14 protein-coding genes are annotated in these 16,778 nt (G+C 47.3%); 6 read left to right on the top strand and 8 right to left on the bottom strand.

The annotated features are described in order from the left end of the window. Window positions 1-33 precede the first annotated feature (33 nt). The 7 genes from AC787_RS17125 to AC787_RS17155 all read right to left on the bottom strand — a co-directional run bounded on the left by AC787_RS17125 (window position 34) and on the right by AC787_RS17155 (window position 8,133). A complete protein-coding gene (locus AC787_RS17125; protein ID WP_054025888.1) occupies window positions 34-1,053 on the bottom strand; it encodes a GNAT family N-acetyltransferase in 1,020 nt (339 codons plus the stop codon). Between the two features lie 181 nt (window positions 1,054-1,234). Continuing rightward, entirely contained in the window at window positions 1,235-1,567 is a 333-nt protein-coding gene (gene cyoD / locus AC787_RS17130) for a cytochrome o ubiquinol oxidase subunit IV (protein ID WP_054025889.1), read from the bottom strand. Window position 1,568: 1 nt separating this feature from the next. Then, window positions 1,569-2,210, bottom strand: coding sequence for a cytochrome o ubiquinol oxidase subunit III (cyoC, locus tag AC787_RS17135; RefSeq protein WP_054025890.1), 642 nt, complete (start codon window positions 2,208-2,210; stop codon window positions 1,569-1,571). Next, entirely contained in the window at window positions 2,210-4,180 is a 1,971-nt protein-coding gene (locus AC787_RS17140) for a cbb3-type cytochrome c oxidase subunit I (RefSeq protein WP_054025891.1), read from the bottom strand. The genes cyoC and AC787_RS17140 overlap by 1 nt, the downstream gene beginning before the upstream one ends. A gap of 62 nt (window positions 4,181-4,242) precedes the next feature. After that, entirely contained in the window at window positions 4,243-5,199 is a 957-nt protein-coding gene (gene qoxA / locus AC787_RS17145; protein ID WP_414730986.1) for a cytochrome aa3 quinol oxidase subunit II, read from the bottom strand. Window positions 5,200-5,558: 359 nt separating this feature from the next. Beyond that, a complete protein-coding gene (locus AC787_RS17150) occupies window positions 5,559-5,843 on the bottom strand; it encodes a hypothetical protein (protein ID WP_054025892.1) in 285 nt (94 codons plus the stop codon). A 181-nt stretch (window positions 5,844-6,024) separates the two neighbouring features. Further along, the gene (locus AC787_RS17155) at window positions 6,025-8,133 is read right to left on the bottom strand and encodes a transglycosylase domain-containing protein (protein ID WP_054025893.1); all 2,109 of its coding nucleotides are present in this window, start codon (window positions 8,131-8,133) and stop codon (window positions 6,025-6,027) included. Window positions 8,134-8,497: 364 nt separating this feature from the next. Between AC787_RS17155 and speE the strand changes: the two genes are divergently transcribed. The 6 genes from speE (at window position 8,498) to argS (ending at window position 15,563) form a co-directional block, all read left to right on the top strand. Continuing rightward, window positions 8,498-9,325: a polyamine aminopropyltransferase gene (speE, locus tag AC787_RS17160; RefSeq protein WP_054025894.1), complete on the top strand. Its 828-nt coding sequence runs from the start codon at window positions 8,498-8,500 to the stop codon at window positions 9,323-9,325. Window positions 9,326-9,362: 37 nt separating this feature from the next. After that, window positions 9,363-10,232, top strand: coding sequence for an agmatinase (speB, locus tag AC787_RS17165; RefSeq protein WP_054025895.1), 870 nt, complete (start codon window positions 9,363-9,365; stop codon window positions 10,230-10,232). Window positions 10,233-10,427: 195 nt separating this feature from the next. Continuing rightward, on the top strand, window positions 10,428-12,665 hold the full coding sequence (locus AC787_RS17170; protein ID WP_054025896.1) for a bifunctional 2',3'-cyclic-nucleotide 2'-phosphodiesterase/3'-nucleotidase: 2,238 nt from the start codon (window positions 10,428-10,430) through the stop codon (window positions 12,663-12,665). A gap of 159 nt (window positions 12,666-12,824) precedes the next feature. Further along, the gene (locus AC787_RS17175) at window positions 12,825-13,334 is read left to right on the top strand and encodes a DNA-deoxyinosine glycosylase (protein ID WP_054025897.1); all 510 of its coding nucleotides are present in this window, start codon (window positions 12,825-12,827) and stop codon (window positions 13,332-13,334) included. 79 nt (window positions 13,335-13,413) lie between these two features. Next, window positions 13,414-13,884, top strand: coding sequence for a DUF1934 domain-containing protein (locus AC787_RS17180; protein WP_054025898.1), 471 nt, complete (start codon window positions 13,414-13,416; stop codon window positions 13,882-13,884). After that, a complete protein-coding gene (gene argS, locus AC787_RS17185) occupies window positions 13,884-15,563 on the top strand; it encodes an arginine--tRNA ligase (protein WP_054025899.1) in 1,680 nt (559 codons plus the stop codon). The genes AC787_RS17180 and argS overlap by 1 nt, the downstream gene beginning before the upstream one ends. Before the next feature lie 32 nt (window positions 15,564-15,595). Here the strand turns inward: argS and AC787_RS17190 are convergent, their stop codons facing one another. Continuing rightward, complete coding sequence (locus tag AC787_RS17190; protein WP_054025900.1) at window positions 15,596-16,732, bottom strand: S8 family peptidase; 1,137 nt, start codon at window positions 16,730-16,732, stop codon at window positions 15,596-15,598. Window positions 16,733-16,778 lie beyond the last annotated feature (46 nt).

Here is a 16,778-nt window from a genome sequence, read left to right on the forward strand (position 1 = left end):
CTTTTTTAATAGGGGGAAATGCAGGATTGTCGTTCATTGCTGCATTTCGATGGGCAATTTATTCAAAACCTCTTGAAGAGGAGCAAGGACACGATAAGAGCCGCGAAGAGGAACATATCCTAGCTTGCGATTAATGCTGAGAATGGGTTCATTCGTTGAATCATTATCCGTCCGAAGATAAGCAGCTTGTTGTTGCTTGGCTAGCTCAATCGCTTTGAGCTTTAGGGCAAATGCAATCTTTCTGCCGCGATAAGCTCTGCTTACACCGGTATATTCATGATACATGCCGTTTGTCTGTGGATTAAGCAGGACGTTAGTGACACCGACAAAGCGATCACCGTCAGCGGCGATAATAACTTGCTGCGGCGCATAGCCGTCCACTTTCAAATTCCATTTGCGCCATTCAAAGAAATCAGGGACTTCACCGAGATAACCGGGAATGTCCACCAGTGTTTCTTTATAGATCTCATATAGCTTTTGTTCGCTTTCTTCACCAGGTTCATCCGCAAGTGTTAGGAAACGGACAGTCCCAAGGTCCGGTATGCTTGGGAATTGTTGCTCTTGATTTCCTTCATGGCTGCCAAGCGTAAGGACGGACTGGAAGGCGTGACGTTCGATTACAAAAGCACGGCGCTTTGCGAACTGAAGCGCGTCCTCGTTATCATCCCATACCTCGGTAATGAGTGTAGATGCGCCGATTTTCAAAGCCCAATGTCCAATATGGACTAACAGTAATTGGCCGATTCCCTGCTTGCGGTAAGCGTCTGAAACGACGAGCGTATTGCATAAATAGCCAGGCTCCGTCCAAGGCGCCCGCCAAGACCACGCGTAGCCGACAATATCACCTTGAACATTCACAGCAACCTGTCGTTCGCGATCGTATCCGGCAAGCAGCCCGTTCTCATCCATCCATGTATGTCCGGTCTCATATAACTTCTTATCCGCTTCATGCAGGTTTTCTGCTGTAGTGGGTTCTGACCATACTTGATTAAGTAATTGTGCAAGCTGCTCATAGTCCTTGGGGAGCTGCAAGGGGCGCAGTGTAATGGACATGATGTCCCACCTCATCTTTCATTTCTTTATTCATATAAGACGATTATGGCACGGATAAAGCAGCCCTAGATAGGGAGAGTTTGATTATAAGCATAAAATAACAAACGAAAAAAGCTGTGCCAAAGTCAGATAGACTTCAGCACAGCTTTTTTTTATATCTGGTATTTATTCATATCGCCGATTATGATGCAACGGCATTGTAAGTCATAATCCAGACGGAGCCTGCGACGATCGTCAGCAAAATGACGAGGCCGAAAATAAGCGCCATAAGGTTGAAGCGCGGCTTCTCCTCATCCCGAATGTGCATAAAGAAGATAAGCTGAACAGCAAATTGCAGAACCGCCGTCACGAGGATGAGCAAGGTTGCAGCTTTTTTGCTAAGCAGGTCATTCATCACTACGACGAGCGGAATGATCGTCAGAATGATGGAGAATAGAAAGCCGATCACATAAGACTTCATCGACCCGCCGTGGGAACCGTGTGCGTCCTGTGTATGCGTGTTATGGTTTTCCATCCTACATCACCCCCATCAAATAAACGATTGAGAATACGAAAATCCATACAACGTCCAAGAAATGCCAGTACAAGCTGATGATGCCTACTTTACGCTTGGTGACCGGCGTAATACCACGGCGTCTTATTTGAAGGATTAATGCAATCATCCAGATAAGGCCGAGCGAAACGTGGAGACCGTGCGTGCCGACGAGAACGAAGAAGGCAGACCAGTAGGCACTCGTTCCGATATTAGCGCCCTCATGCACCAAATGCATGAACTCATTGACTTCAAGATAGACAAATGAAGCCCCGAGCACAGCTGTAATAGCGAGCCAGAGTATAAGACCACGTTTGTTGCCCTTATTCATCTCGAGAACGGCTATACCACTTGTAAAGCTGCTTGTCAGTAGGATGAAGGTCGAAATGATAATACCGTTCATCTCAAGCAATTCCGCACCTGTCGGCCCGCCGTCTGTGTTGAGACGGAGGACGACATAGGTGGCAAATAACGTACCGAACAAAATAACGTCGGTTATTAGAAACAGCCAGAAGCCGAACATTTTCATCGATTCTTGATCGTGATGATCGTCATGGTGACCGCCGCCGTGTCCAGCGCCGTGTCCGCCATGCGCTCCTGCTGGAGTGGAAACTGCATGTGCCATTATTTTGTCCCCCTTAACGCTGCTTCCGTGCGTTCAATCTCATCTACCGGAATGTAATAATCGGTATCGTAGGAGAACGAACGAACAAGCATACATACGGCTACGCCGATTAGACCTGGTATGGCCATCCATAGCCAATCCCATACGAAGCCGAATCCTGCAATAAACCAGCAGACCGACATGATGATTGGAATACCTGAGTTTTTTGGCATATGAATCGGTTCAAGCGGTGCAAGCGGTTTGGCAGGCTGGCCATTCGCGATGCGCTGCTTTTCTTCCCACCACTCGTCTTGGCTTGTAACCTGTGGCAAGCGAGCAAAGTTATATAGCGGCGCAGGTGATGGAATCGACCATTCGAGTGTGCGGCCATCCCAAGAATCGCCGTTCTTTTCTTTCTTGAGAAACTTGATGCTGTGAGCGATCTGCCAAACTTGGAAAATAAACGCGATACCCATTAGGAATGCGCCAACAGTAGATACGACGTTCAGAGGCTGCCAGCCCATATCGAAGTCGTACTCGTTGAAGCGACGCGTCATCCCCATAAATCCAAGCGCATATTGCGGCAGGAAACAAACATAGAAACCGATGTTCCAGAACCAGAAAGCCCATTTGCCAAGACCCTCATGCAAGCGGAAGCCAAACATTTTTGGCCACCAGTAGTAGAGGCCTGCGAAATAACCAAACACAACACCGCCGATAAGCACATTATGAAAATGCGCGATCAGGAAGTAGCTGTTATGGTACTGGAAGTCAGCAGGTGCAACGGATAAGAGCACCCCGGTCATCCCTCCGATAACAAAGCACGGAATGAATGCTACCGTCCACATCATTGGAGTCGGGAAGCTAAGTCGGCCTCGGTACATCGTAAACAGCCAGTTGAATATTTTTACCCCGGTCGGTATGGCGATAATCATCGTCGTCACAGCAAAGAATGCGTTGACGTTAGCGCCGGAACCCATTGTGAAGAAGTGATGCGCCCAGGTAAAGAAGGAGAAGAAGCTGATTGACATAAGAGCAAGTACCATTGACTTATAGCCAAACAGTTTTTTCTTCGAGAATGTTGATACAACCTCAGAGAATATACCAAAAGCAGGCAAAACAACAATATAAACTTCAGGATGTCCCCACATCCAGATGAGATTGATATACATCATCGGGTTGCCCCCGCCGTCGAGCGTAAAGAAATGCGCGCCCACATAACGGTCGAGGAATAGAAGGAACAATGTAACGGTCAAAATAGGAAATGCGAAGATAATCGTTACGCAAGACGACAGCACCGACCATACGAACATTGGCATTTTCATGAGCTTCATGCCAGGCGCACGCATTTTTAAGATCGTAACGATAAAGTTAATACCTGTAGCCAAGGAACCGATACCTGAGATCTGAATACCCCATATATAGAAGTCCTGACCAAGCCCTGGACTTCCCGACAGCTCAGAGAGCGGCGGATAAGCGAGCCAACCTGCATCAGGCGAACCGCCGATAATGAAGGATACGTTAAACAGCATGGCACCGAAGAAGAACATCCAGAAGCTAAGGGAGTTCAGGAACGGGAAAGCAACATCACGGGCGCCAATTTGCAGCGGAACGATGATATTGAATAAACCGAACATAAGTGGCATCGCCATGAACAAAATCATGATTACGCCGTGAGTGGTGAAAATTGCGTTATAATGATCCGGCGCCAAAAACTCAAGTTCAGGAGCAGCGAGCTGAACACGCATGAGCAGCGCATCAACGCCGCCGCGGAACAGCATGAGGATGGCAGCGATAATGTACATGATACCGATTTTCTTATGATCTACGCTGGTCAACCATTCCGTCCAAAGCCAGCGCCATTTCTTGAAAAAGGTGAGCGCGAATATAATTGCCACCATCGACAAGCCAATAGAGACTTGTGCCCCTAAAATAAGCGGATCGCCGGTGACGAAAAATTCGGACGCGAAATCTTTAATTTTGTCTAACATTAGGGGTCCTCCTAAAAGTTTGTGGCACAAACTCGCCTTTTAAGCAATTGCTTGCAAGCGGGTTAATGACCCGCATGAATACTAGCATTTAAATCCGGTTTGTTTTTCGTTTCACTTTGCGACTCAGACGCATCCGCTTCGTCGGCAGGCTCTGCGGCTACGCTGCCATGATGTTGATGAGCACCGCCGTCGCCTTTCACATATTGCCTTACAACTTTATCGAATAATCCTTTAGGGAAGCTGGAGAATAGCTGAACATCAGAAGTACTTGGCTCAGTCAGCGTCTCGAAACCTTCCATAGTCAGTGCAGGAGATGTGGCCTTCACTTCATCTACCCAAGCTTTGTAGTCCTCCTCGGAGGTAGCATCCACCTTAAACGTCATTTGCGCGAAGTCTTTCCCTGTGAAGTTCGCACCGGAGCCATAGTAGCTGCCTGGCTCATCGGCCTGCAGGAATAAGGTCATCGCCATCCCCGACATGGCATAAATTTGCCCGCCAAGCTGCGGAACCCAGAAGGAATTCATTGACGTGTCGGCGGTCACTTGGAATTTTATCGGCACGTCTTCAGGAATCTTAAGGTAATTAACAGTCGCAATATCCTCCTCCGGATATTTAAACAACCACTTCCAATCGAGTGAAGTGACCTGAATCGTTATCGGCGCCTTAGCCGACTCAATTGGTTTGGAAGGCTCAAGTTCATACGTGTATTTAGCGGTAACGATAGCCAGAATAAGGATGGCTACAATTGGAATGGACCACCAAATCGTTTCCAGCTTTGCGCTGTGCTCCCAGTTAGGCGTATAGGAAGCTTTTCTGCCGGGCTTATCACGGTATCGCAAGACGATAAAGGCTGTCAGGATAAGTACGGGGATAGTGATAATCGTACACAGAATGGCTGAAAAATACATTAAATCTTTCTGAGACTCGCCGATTGGCCCTTTCGGATCGAGCACGATGAATTGCTCGCCGCAGCCGGAAAGCATTACGGCCATTAGCATAATCAGTGCGGGTGTCAGCATACGAAGAAACGGTCTCATCATCAGTTCAACTCCTCAAAATTACTGCTTACGACTACAATAGCAGATCCACAAGGCAATAACTGCTGGGTTAACAATTACGTCAATAATTCGTCTTTATTCTGTAATAGAAAGTTCACTGCTTAGACAACTGTTAGATGTAGGAGCATTCTTTAAAGCGGATTGTTCTTACTTATAGTAACTTTACCCAAATTAAAGTGGTTTGTCCCTTTTAAGTTTTGGTGACGAGGGAGCTTCTTTCGCAGCATGGAAATGCCCCAGTTAAAGCAAATAGACAGCCCCATCTGGTCATTGACCAAATGAGGCTGTCTATTTGTTTCGAGACATGAGGCTAATCTTGATTATTGATGTTCGTTAAAATCATTCGGCGGCTGTTCTTGGTTTAGGCGAGCATGAACAAGTCCGATCGCTGTGCCAATGACATAAATATGGACGCTGCCGATTAGGAATCCGATGCCGACCATGAGACCAACATTTTTATCGCTGAAATGGCTTAAGTTAATTAGGCTGAGTATAACGCCAATAGATAGAACGATCCAAGAGATGGCAGTCATTGCCTTCACAAGGCGCTTGACATCTGATTTAGAAGGCTGAATGCTACTGATTGTTGCTGTTTTTGTTGTCATATTGAACACTCCCGATCAATTGTAAGTGTTTTCTTATGATTACTATACCACAACATTAAGGTTTTGTTCAAAGAAAATTCACTTTTTGATCATAAGTTAGACAAAAATGTGCGGAGGTTATGATTGATTCGTTATCGGAAGGAATAACAGCCCTCCTCAATAAAGGAAGGCTGCTGTTTTTTTAGTCTGTCCACCAACGCTTCAAGTCATTCCACCAAGAATGTCGTCCTGCTGCACCCGACCCTTCTTGCGAGGCATCGCTTTCGTTATTTCCGGCACCGGCAGGCTCGCCGCATACCTCAGTCGGCTCCGTTCCGCTTATGAAGGTTTCTAACCGTTTGTGCGGACAGCTGCTTTCCGCAAGCTTTCCGCTGGTTGGGTCGATGTACACATTTACGATACCTTCCGGAATTGGGAAAATCTTTGGCGGTATCGAGGATAGCGCCTGCTCCGTAAATTTAGCGAAAATGGGAGCAGCGCGATAAGCTTCAGCAACGGTTAATTTGCGATCCTTATCGTAGCCAACCCACACCGCTGTTGCTAGCTCAGGTGTATATCCCACAAGCCATGCATCCGTAGGGGTCGTACCCGTCTTACCTGCTATCGGCCGTTTAATAATAGAAGATACACGGAAAGCTGTGCCGCCTTCTTCAAATACACTCTCCATTAAGCTGGTCATCACATAGGCTTCAGCAGGGGTTACGGCTTGTTCGGATTTTTGTTCCGCTTCATATAATACCTGTCCCTTACGATCCTCAATACGGAGAATCGCAATAGGCTCAATGTGAATACCACCGTTTGCAAATGTACCGAATGCAGAAGCCATTTCGAACGGGCTCACTGGGAAGGTGCCAAGCGCGAGTGAAGGAACCGGCTTCATAGGGCTGTTGATTCCAAGCTTCCTAGCCGTATCAATTACTTTATCAGCGCCAACGGTCATGATGGTGTTGACTGCATAAATATTGTCCGAGCTAGCCAGCGCTTGTCTCATATCAATCAATTCATTCAAATATTTATCACCATAGTTGCTTGGCTCATACGTTTTCCTTCCCTCATCATAAGTGAATATGGTTGGTTCACTCATATAACGGGTAACAGGTGACATGAAACCGCTTTGCAAGGCGGTTAAATATAAGAAAGGCTTGAAGGAGGAGCCGGGTTGACGTGTCTTCGCAAACACCCGGTTATATTGGTTTTTCTTATAATTCCTTCCGCCAACCATCGCTTTGATATATCCGCTGCGCGGATCTATCGCAATAAGCGCTGCCTGCTGCTCGGAGTTTTCTGGAATCCCCTTTGCAATAACCTCTTCGGCCGTCGCTTGCGCTTCCGGATCAAGTGTCGTATAGATGGTAATGCCGCCCTCATTCAGCAAATGCTCATTAATACCCAGCTTGTCGACTGCAATATTCCGGATATAATCGCGAAAATACGGCGCAAACCCTTCCTGCTCTCCAGAGCCGAGTTTCTGGAAATTCAGCATCTCCTCATAAGCGGCATCAGCTTGCTCGGACGTAATAGAGCCGCCTTCGAGCATCGCCTGCAAAATAGTAAGCTGGCGGTCCTTCGCATTTTTCATATTAAGGTAAGGCGAATAATACTTGGGGCCCTTCGGGATGCCGGCAAGCATGGCGCTTTCTGCAAGCGTAAGCTCGGAAGCATGTTTATTAAAGTACATCATCGCCGCTGCTTCAATACCATAGGAGCCGTGGCCATAATAAATTTGATTCAAGTACATGCCGAGAATTTCGTCCTTGGAGTAGTTCATTTCAAGCTGAACGGTGTACATCGCTTCCTTCATCTTGCGCTGCCAGGTTCGCTCGTGCGTCAAATAAAGATTGCGTGCGAGCTGCTGTGTGAGCGTGCTTGCGCCTTGGCGTGCTGAGAAGCTTTGGACGTTAACCATAACGGCGCGCGCCATTCCCTTCATATCAAAGCCGCGATGATCGTAGAAGCGGCGGTCTTCGATAGCTAAGGTTGCTTCAATGACGTAATGCGAGATGTCGGATAGCTGCACAGAACGGCGGTTCTCTCCCGCATGAAACGTATCAATGACGTTGCCATGCAGATCAATCATTTGAGAGGTTTGGCTAATTGCAGTGACTGGAAGCGATTGGGTACGTAAATAGATAAGTGTACCGACCATGATGAGTATGAAAAGGGTGAAAGCGGCAGCTGCCCATCTCAACCATTTTTTCATTTTCAGAAATTGGGGAAGGAACCTCTCGGTTATAAGAGGAAAAGCAGGTCGGTTACGCAACTTACCCTGCTGGTTGGAATGTTTTTTCATGGAGCAGGCTCCCTTCAGTGCAAAACTTCACTTTTCCTTAGTATGGAAAAACGAAGAACACCCTATTCACAAAGAGGCGCTGATTCCTAAATATTTATAGAAAGCTCTGCCAGTCGAGATGATCATACATGAGACGATAGGAAACGCTCAGATGATTTCCACAACGATAATGGCTGTCCCAGGCAATTCGAGACAGCCTTTATAATTAAACAGAATCTACATATCGTTCGGAAAATCAGGATATTATATGGAATAAAATCTTTAAAAAACGTTAATACACGGATTGTCTGGAGTACTTGTAGTGATTTAATAATTTTACTATAATACAGGTTGAACGATTGAAGGAAAGAAGGGATTTTACACCATGGAATTGTGGTATACGGAAAAACAAACAGACAGCTTCGGCATAACGGCGAAGATCACTAAGACTTACGTAAATGAACAAACAGATTTTCAACAGCTTGATATGATCGAAACGGAAGAGTTTGGAACGATGCTTGTTCTCGACGGTATGGTTATGACCACGGTTAAGGATGAGTTCGTTTACCACGAGATGGTTGCGCATCCTGTACTTTTCACGCATCCGAATCCGGAGTACGTGCTTGTTGTTGGCGGCGGAGACGGCGGCGTTATTCGTGAAGTTATGAAACATCCGAAGGTGAAGAAGGCAGTTCTTGTCGACATCGACGGTAAAGTAATCGAATACTCCAAAAAATACTTGCCATCCATCGCTGGCGAGCTCGACAACCCGCGTGTTGAAGTGCTTGTAAACGACGGCTTTATGCATATTCATGATCATAAAAACACATATGACGTTATTATGGTTGATTCCACTGAACCGGTTGGACCTGCAGCAAACCTATTTACGAAGGGCTTCTACCAAGGCATCTATGAAGCATTGAAAGAAGACGGCATCTTCGTAGCTCAAACGGATAACCCTTGGTTTAAAGCGGATCTGATCCAAAGCGTAAACAAAGACGTGAAGGAAGTATTCCCGATCGTTCGTGTATACGGCGCGAACATTCCAACTTACCCAAGCGGTCTGTGGACGTTCACAATGGGCAGCAAAAAACACGATCCTCTTGCTGTTGATGAGACGGCAATTCCAGAAATTGATACAAAATATTACACGCCTCGTCTTCACAAAGCAGCATTCGTGCTTCCAAAATTTGTTGAAGATCTCGTGAAGTAACGAGCGGCTACGCTGCAGGAAAGAGAGGACACACCTCATGAAATTGGATCAAAAATATTCAGGCAATGTCTTCATTTTGAGCTCTGACAACTATGAAGCTTCCAAAGCGGTTATCTACGGCATGCCGATGGATTTCACGGTCAGCTTCCGTCCTGGCTCCCGTTTCGGCCCACCTCGCATTCGCGAGGTGTCGATCGGACTAGAAGAATACAGCCCTTACTTAGATCGCAGCCTCGAGGATATCGAATATTTCGATGCTGGCGATCTGCTGCTTCCTTTCGGAAACCCAGCGCGTAGTCTGGAAATCATCGGCGAATTCGTTCGCGGCGTTCTAGACGATGGCAAAATTCCTGTTGGTCTCGGCGGCGAGCATCTTGTTTCTTGGCCGATCTTCCAAGAGGTGTACAAAAAGTACCCTGATCTAGCGATCATCCATTTCGACGCTCACGCTGATTTGCGCGAGTCGTATGAAGGCGAACCGTTGTCCCACTCCACGCCGCTGCGCAAAGCGGCTGGTCTAATGGGCGGACAGAACATTTACCAGTTCGGTATCCGTTCGGGCTCCCGCGAGGAATGGCAATACGCACGCGAGAACATCAACTTCCATCCTTTCGAGGTTTTGGAGCCGCTTAAGAAGGTGCTTCCAGAGTTAGAAGGGCGTCCGGTTTACTTAACGATTGATATCGATGTGCTTGATCCATCTGCAGCACCTGGTACAGGTACGGCGGAAGCGGGCGGTATTACGTCTAAGGAGCTTATTGAATCGGTTCATGCCATTGCACGTTCCGGTGTGAACATTGTGGGCTTCGACCTCGTTGAGGTTGCGCCAGCTTATGATCCAACGGAGCAAACGCAGATTGTTGCGGCGAAGGTTATTCGCGAGATGCTTCTAGGCTTTTTGAAATAATGAAATGATTCAGAGAAGGCTTCGCTGCCAGCGGTAATTCATCCGCTTGGAGCGAAGCCTTTTTTTATTGTAAAAGGATTTAACGGGTTAACGAAATAAATAAATGACAATTCAGAATATTTAAATTAATATATTGAAGGAAAACATTATTTCATCTTGTGCTTGCAGCAGAGCATCTTAATTAATAGAAAGAGGATGAAGGAGGAGTTTTTGTTGGCGACACCGTACATATCGAAGTGGAAGGGTGCTTTAGCTGCTGCTATTACCGTTAGTCTAGGGGCTATGCCGTTCACGGCAATGGCCGATGCGGGTGCAGGAAATACGGTTCAATTGAGAATTATGGAAACATCCGACCTGCATGTAAACATGATGAACTATGATTATTTTGCGGACAAGCCTACTGATGAATATGGGCTCGCGAAGACGGCGACGCTCATCAAGAAAGCACGGGAGGAAGCTCCGAACAGCCTATTATTTGATAACGGTGATTTAATCCAAGGAAACCCTCTCGGTGATTATGTCGCTACGGTTGATAAGCTGAAGCAGGGTGAGACGCATCCGGTGTATAAAGCTATGAATTTGCTTGATTATGATGCGGGCAACTTAGGCAATCATGAATTCAATTATGGCCTATCATTTTTAGACAACTCGCTCGCAGGGGCGGACTTTCCTTATGTGAATGCAAATATTTATAAAGTAGACGGAGATAAGGACGAGTCGAATGATGTCAATTTGTTCAAGCCGTATCTCATTATCGATAAAGAAGTAACAGACAGCAAGGGCGTGAAACATACGCTGAAGGTGGGCGTGATTGGATTTGTTCCTCCGCAGATTACGCAATGGGATAAAGCTCATTTGGAAGGCAAGGTAACGGTCAAGGATATTGTAAAGACGGCAGAAAAGTTTGTGCCGGAAATGAAAGCAAAGGGAGCCGATATCATTGTTGCGATTCCGCACTCCGGCTTTGAAGATATCCCGCAAGCGGCGTTAATGGAAAACTCGGTGCTCTATTTAAGCAAAGTTGCCGGCATTAATGCGATTTTGTTCGGACATGCGCATAAAGTATTTCCTGACAAATCGTTTGAAGGAAAAACGGGTGTCGACCTTGCGAAAGGAACGATTAACGGAGTACCTGCCGTGGAACCGGGCTTCTGGGGAAATAATCTCGGCATTATTGATCTAACCTTGGAGAAGAAGGATGGGAAATGGGCGGTTATTGATTCGAAAAGCGAAGTTAAGCCTATCTTTGATACAGTAAACAAGGTACCGCTTGTAGATGCCGATAAGGCTGTCGTCGATGCGGTGAAAGAGGATCATGAGAATACGCTGGCGTACGTGCGAGGGCCTGTCGGCAAGACGACAGCGTCAATTAATAGCTGGTTTGCTCTTGTTCAAGATGATCCTTCCATTCAGATCGTTACGAATGCGCAAAAATGGTATGTGGAGAAGCAGCTGCAGGGAACGGAATATGAGGGGCTTCCTGTTCTTTCTGCAGGGGCGCCGTTCAAGGCTGGCGGTCGCCAAGGACCGAACTACTATACGAATATTAAGGCTGGCGATATTGCGATAAAGAATGTTGCCGATTTGTATTTGTACTCCAACACCGTAAATGCTGTACTCGTCACTGGGGCGGAGATTAAAGAGTGGCTCGAGTGGTCGGCCGGTCAATTCAAGCAGATTGATGCAGCAAGCAAAGAGAAGCAAGAGCTGATTAATTATGATTTTCCAACGTATAACTTCGATGTAATTGACGGTGTGACCTACCAGATCGATGTTGCAGAGCCGCCGAAGTATGATGCAACCGGCGTGATGAAGAACGAAAGCGCGAAACGGATCGTTAATTTGCAGTTCGAAGGGAAACCAATTAAGGCGGATCAGAAATTTGTTGTGGCTACTAACAACTATCGCGCCTCCTCGAGCAAATTCGCTAACCCGGATGGCAAACGAATTATACTTGCCTCGCCTGATGAGAACCGTCAGGTCGTGATCGATTACATTCGCTCCTTCAAGACGATTAATCCGGCAGCGGATGGCAACTGGTCGCTTGCGGCCATCAATGACACGGTGAATGTGACGATCAAGACGTCTCCGGAAGCAAAAAGTGCAGATGAAGCGAATAAATCGATTTCCTTCACAGCGGATACAGCTGATGGTTATGCGGAGTTTAAGCTTGACCTGAGTGGAGTGGCAGTTGTGGTGCCAGTAGAGCCGACGAAGCCGGTAAAGCCGACTGAGCCAGCTAAACCTGAGAAACCAACGACTACGGTGCCTACGGCGCCTCAAGAGTCCGTATACACGGTTGAAGCAGGGGACACTCTCTATGCTATTGCATTGGAACACGGAACGACGTGGCAGAAATTAGCCAGCTATAATAAGCTGAAGAACCCGAATCGAATCTATCCGGGCCAAATCATTAAGATTCCTGTCAAATAATCAATCCGCGTTGAGAAAAAGACGTTTTCCGCGTAATCTTAGCGGGAAGCGTCTTTTTCTGATGCAAACGGAGAAAACGATCGTATGATCGAGGCTGGACTGGGCTCATAATAAGACGTTGTTGTTACTTTGAAAATAAAGATTAAGGGGTTATACGACATGCGCATCTATTCGTTTCCACCTGTTATAGATGAGCGCTCACGCGTGCTGATTTTGGGTACGGCACCAAGCGTGAAGTCGCTCGAGCACAAGCAATTTTATGGACATCCGCAAAACTTTATGTGGAGGATTATATATCGTTTGTTTAATGAGTCAGAACCAGATCCTGTGTATGAGAATCGTCTCGCTTTCCTGAAAGAACATCGCTTAGCGTTGTGGGACGTCATAGAGTCTTGTGAGCGGGAAGGGAGCTTGGATGTGAACATACGTGGAATAGTACCGCAGAAGCTGCCTGAGCTTGTTGCCAAATATCCAGAGCTGCGCTGCTTCGCTTTTAACGGAAGCAAGGCATACGACACCTTTCAGAAATTTTACCGGGGACATGAAAGCTTTCAAGGCATAACGACCCTGAAGCTGCCATCCTCCAGTCCAATCCCAACTCAGCGTATGCGGACGCTCGAGGATCGTGTAGGGGCATGGAGTGAAATTGTACCGTTTGCAACAAGTTAACTGGGCTCTAGCGTTGAAATTAAGAGCCTACCTGTATATAGTAGTTACATAAGATTAGACTGATGACAGGAGCAAGATGATGGCAGACAGCAGGAAAGTGCGAATTACATTGGAGAGTGTGCAAGATGGAAGTTCGCATACTCATGCTTACAAAGGTGATTGGTTCCGCAAGGAGAAGTCCATATTTATCCGCTACATCGAGCCGGCTGTTGAAGGCGATACAGAAGCTGGTGAAATACGGACGCTTATTCGATTCCGGCCAGAAGAAATGTCTATCGTGCGTCGTGGCGCCATTGAGTCGGAGCAGCTCTTTGTTCGCGGACACAGGAGAGCGGGTCACTATCAATCGCAAATGACATCCTTATCGCTTGAAGCAGAAACGTTGCGGCTGCTGCTTCATGCACCGGGCGAAGATGGTGTAAATAAAGAGATGGGCACATTGCCTGAGCAACTTCCTTTTACGATTGAATGGGAGTATGAATTGTACGTTGGTGATCAAATGTCGGGTCGGTTTCATATCCGGCTCCATATACAGGAGGAACAAAATTAATGAATGCAAATGTACTAGAGAAGATGTATGAACAAGTCAAAGCGGCCATCGCTGATGCAGCGGTAGCAGCTGGTTTAGCAGCGCGGGAAGAGCTTCCAGCGTTTGTGCTGGAGGTGCCTAAGGATAAATCGCATGGTGATTTGGCAACAAATGCTGCGATGCAGCTAACTAAGCTGGCTAAGAAAAATCCTCGTCAAATTGCAGAAGCGATAGTTGCACATTTGGATACGAAGCAAGCGTCTATTCAAGCAGCGGAAATTGCGGGCCCGGGTTTTATTAACTTCCGTATGGATAACAGTTATCTCTATCCGGTTGTGGGCGCTGCGCTCGAAGCGGGAGATAATTACGGACGTACTTCAGATGGTACCGGCAAAAGCGTACAGGTAGAATTCGTAAGCGCGAATCCTACTGGCAGCTTGCATCTTGGGCATGCTCGCGGCGCCGCTGTTGGCGACGCATTGTGCAATGTGCTCGATTACGCGGGCTATGAAGTTACACGCGAATATTACATTAATGATGCGGGGAAACAGGTAGAAAACCTAGCTGTATCCATCGAAGCTCGTTACCGTCAGGCGCTTGGGCAAACAGCGGAAATGCCTGAGGACGGTTATTATGGCGAGGACATCATTGGCTTTGCAAAACTGCTTGTCGAGCAAGAGGGCGATAAGCTTCTGGAACTACCGGATCAAGAACGTTTTACGTTTTTCCGGCAGTTTGGCCTTGAGCGGGAGCTTGATAAAATTAAACGCGACCTCGGAAGATTCCGCGTAGGCTTTGACGTTTGGTACAGTGAAACGGCGCTATACGAGAGCGGACAAGTGGAGCAAGGTCTTGCAGCGCTGAAAGCGACAGGACATGTTTATGAGGAAGAAGGAGCGACATGGTTGTCTACCATGACTTTTGGCGACGACAAAAACCGCGTGCTCGTGAAAAATGACGGCTCTTACACTTATTTGACGCCGGATATCGCTTATCACATGGATAAATACGGACGCGGCTTCGATCAGATGATTAATATTTGGGGCGCTGATCACCATGGTTACATTCCCCGTGTGAAAGCAGCGATGGAAGCGCTGGGCAATGATCCGAAGAAACTAACCGTGTTAATTGCACAGATGGTAAGCTTGTTCCAGAACGGCGAGAAAATGAAAATGTCGAAGCGTACGGGCAAAGCGGTCACGATGCAGGACCTTATGGATGAAGTTGGCATCGATGCGATTCGTTACTTCTTCTCGATGCGCAGCATGGATTCGCATCTTGATTTCGATATGGATTTGGCTATTTCTACTTCAAATGAGAACCCTGTGTTCTATGTACAATATGCACATGCTCGGATTTGCAGCATTTTCAGACAAGCAGAGGAGCAAGGTCTTGTTCTTAAATCCTCGGATGCCATTGATTTCAGCAAGCTGACTGCTGAGGGCGAATTTGATCTTTTGCGTAAAATTGGCGAGCTGCCTCAGGAAATCTCGGAGGCTGCAGCGCAATACGCGCCGCATCGTCTCATTCGTTATGTATATGAACTGGCTTCTCAGTTCCACAGCTATTATAGAGCGGAGCGCGTCATCACAGAGGATGTTGAACAGTCGCAAGCACGCCTAGCCTTGCTTGGAGCTGTACGTATCGCTATTGCGAACGTGCTTCGTTTGGTCGGAGTTTCTGCTCCAGAGCGTATGTAATAAGTTTTGTTTCATAAAAATAAACCGTGGACTCATACTTTATCCACGGTTTGCATCATACGCATCACGTCAAGCTCGCCGATCGTTCGGCGGGCTTTGCTGCCTCTTAGGGGCTGAACAGAACGTTTAATAATAGACTTGATCTCGGTAGGTGTAAGTCCCGGCCTATGTGCAAGCAGAAGCGCGATTGCTCCGCTGATATGAGAGGTAGCCATGGAGGTTCCGCTCATTTCGTTATATTTGCCGCGAAGCCATGCTGATACGATTTTTTCGCCGGGCGCATACACGTCAATATAGGTGCCGCGGTTGCTAAATGGTGCAACACGGCGGAGTTTATTCGTAGCGCCAACGGCAATCGTCTGAGGGTAGCGGGCTGGATAATCAACGGAACGACGCTTCCCGTCATTGCCGGAGGAAGCAACGATAATGACGCCCGCATTGTGAGCATTTATAACGGCTCCAAGCAGCGCTTTGCTTTTGGTTTTCATACCGAAGCTCATGTTGATGACGTTCATGCGATTGCGGATACACCATTCGATTCCGAGAATGATGTCGGAAACGAATGCGCTCCCATTATGGTCAAAAGCCTTCACAGGCGAGATTAACGCACGCGGGGCTACGCCAATCATGCCCTGTAGTTGATTTGCTGCGGCAATGGTACCTGCGATATGTGTACCGTGGCCGTTATCGTCATGGGGGAGCATGCTGCGGTTGAGAAGGTTGATGCCCCTAGAGAGTGATTGGCGAAGATCGGGATGGCTGAAGTCGGCTCCCGTATCAATAACGCCGACTTTGACCTTGTGGCCGGTCGTTGTGCTCCAGGCTAGCGGGGCTTTGATCTGATTTACGCCCCAGGGGACGCCCTTATCTACAATAATCGACTTTTGTGGTGAGGAATGTACGCTGATTTTACAATCTTTCTCAATCCATACACGACCGGAGAAACGCTCCAGTGTTTCCTCTGCCGGCAAAGTACAGGCTATTCCGAGAATACTGGGCAATTGTCTAATGCTTTTTTGTGGCGAAGCTGATGAAGTGACCTTAGGTAATTGCTGTAGGAAGTATCGGTAGTCGCTCGCACGTTGAAAGCGAATGATCCGCTTTACAGTCGTTGTGCCCGTGCGAGCCATCATATCCTGCAACATACGGATAAAAGCGACGGTGTCCAAACTTGGCTTCCCCTCCCGACGGACCATGCTGAACTATTGTATGAAC

The sequence above is a fragment of the Bacillus sp. FJAT-28004 genome (assembly GCF_001280845.1).
GTDB lineage: Bacteria > Bacillota > Bacilli > Paenibacillales > Paenibacillaceae > Pristimantibacillus.

Coding starts and splice junctions, on each gene's coding strand:
- qoxA (WP_414730986.1), bottom strand. CDS start 5,199: ATGCTGACACCCGCACTGATTATGCTAATGGCCGTAATGCTTTCCGGC.
- AC787_RS17155 (WP_054025893.1), bottom strand. CDS start 8,133: ATGAAAAAACATTCCAACCAGCAGGGTAAGTTGCGTAACCGACCTGCT.
- AC787_RS17180 (WP_054025898.1), top strand. CDS start 13,414: ATGGCAGACAGCAGGAAAGTGCGAATTACATTGGAGAGTGTGCAAGAT.
- AC787_RS17140 (WP_054025891.1), bottom strand. CDS start 4,180: ATGTTAGACAAAATTAAAGATTTCGCGTCCGAATTTTTCGTCACCGGC.
- AC787_RS17175 (WP_054025897.1), top strand. CDS start 12,825: ATGCGCATCTATTCGTTTCCACCTGTTATAGATGAGCGCTCACGCGTG.
- argS (WP_054025899.1), top strand. CDS start 13,884: ATGAATGCAAATGTACTAGAGAAGATGTATGAACAAGTCAAAGCGGCC.
- speE (WP_054025894.1), top strand. CDS start 8,498: ATGGAATTGTGGTATACGGAAAAACAAACAGACAGCTTCGGCATAACG.
- AC787_RS17150 (WP_054025892.1), bottom strand. CDS start 5,843: ATGACAACAAAAACAGCAACAATCAGTAGCATTCAGCCTTCTAAATCA.
- cyoD (WP_054025889.1), bottom strand. CDS start 1,567: ATGGAAAACCATAACACGCATACACAGGACGCACACGGTTCCCACGGC.
- cyoC (WP_054025890.1), bottom strand. CDS start 2,210: ATGGCACATGCAGTTTCCACTCCAGCAGGAGCGCATGGCGGACACGGC.
- AC787_RS17170 (WP_054025896.1), top strand. CDS start 10,428: ATGAAGGAGGAGTTTTTGTTGGCGACACCGTACATATCGAAGTGGAAG.
- speB (WP_054025895.1), top strand. CDS start 9,363: ATGAAATTGGATCAAAAATATTCAGGCAATGTCTTCATTTTGAGCTCT.
- AC787_RS17125 (WP_054025888.1), bottom strand. CDS start 1,053: ATGTCCATTACACTGCGCCCCTTGCAGCTCCCCAAGGACTATGAGCAG.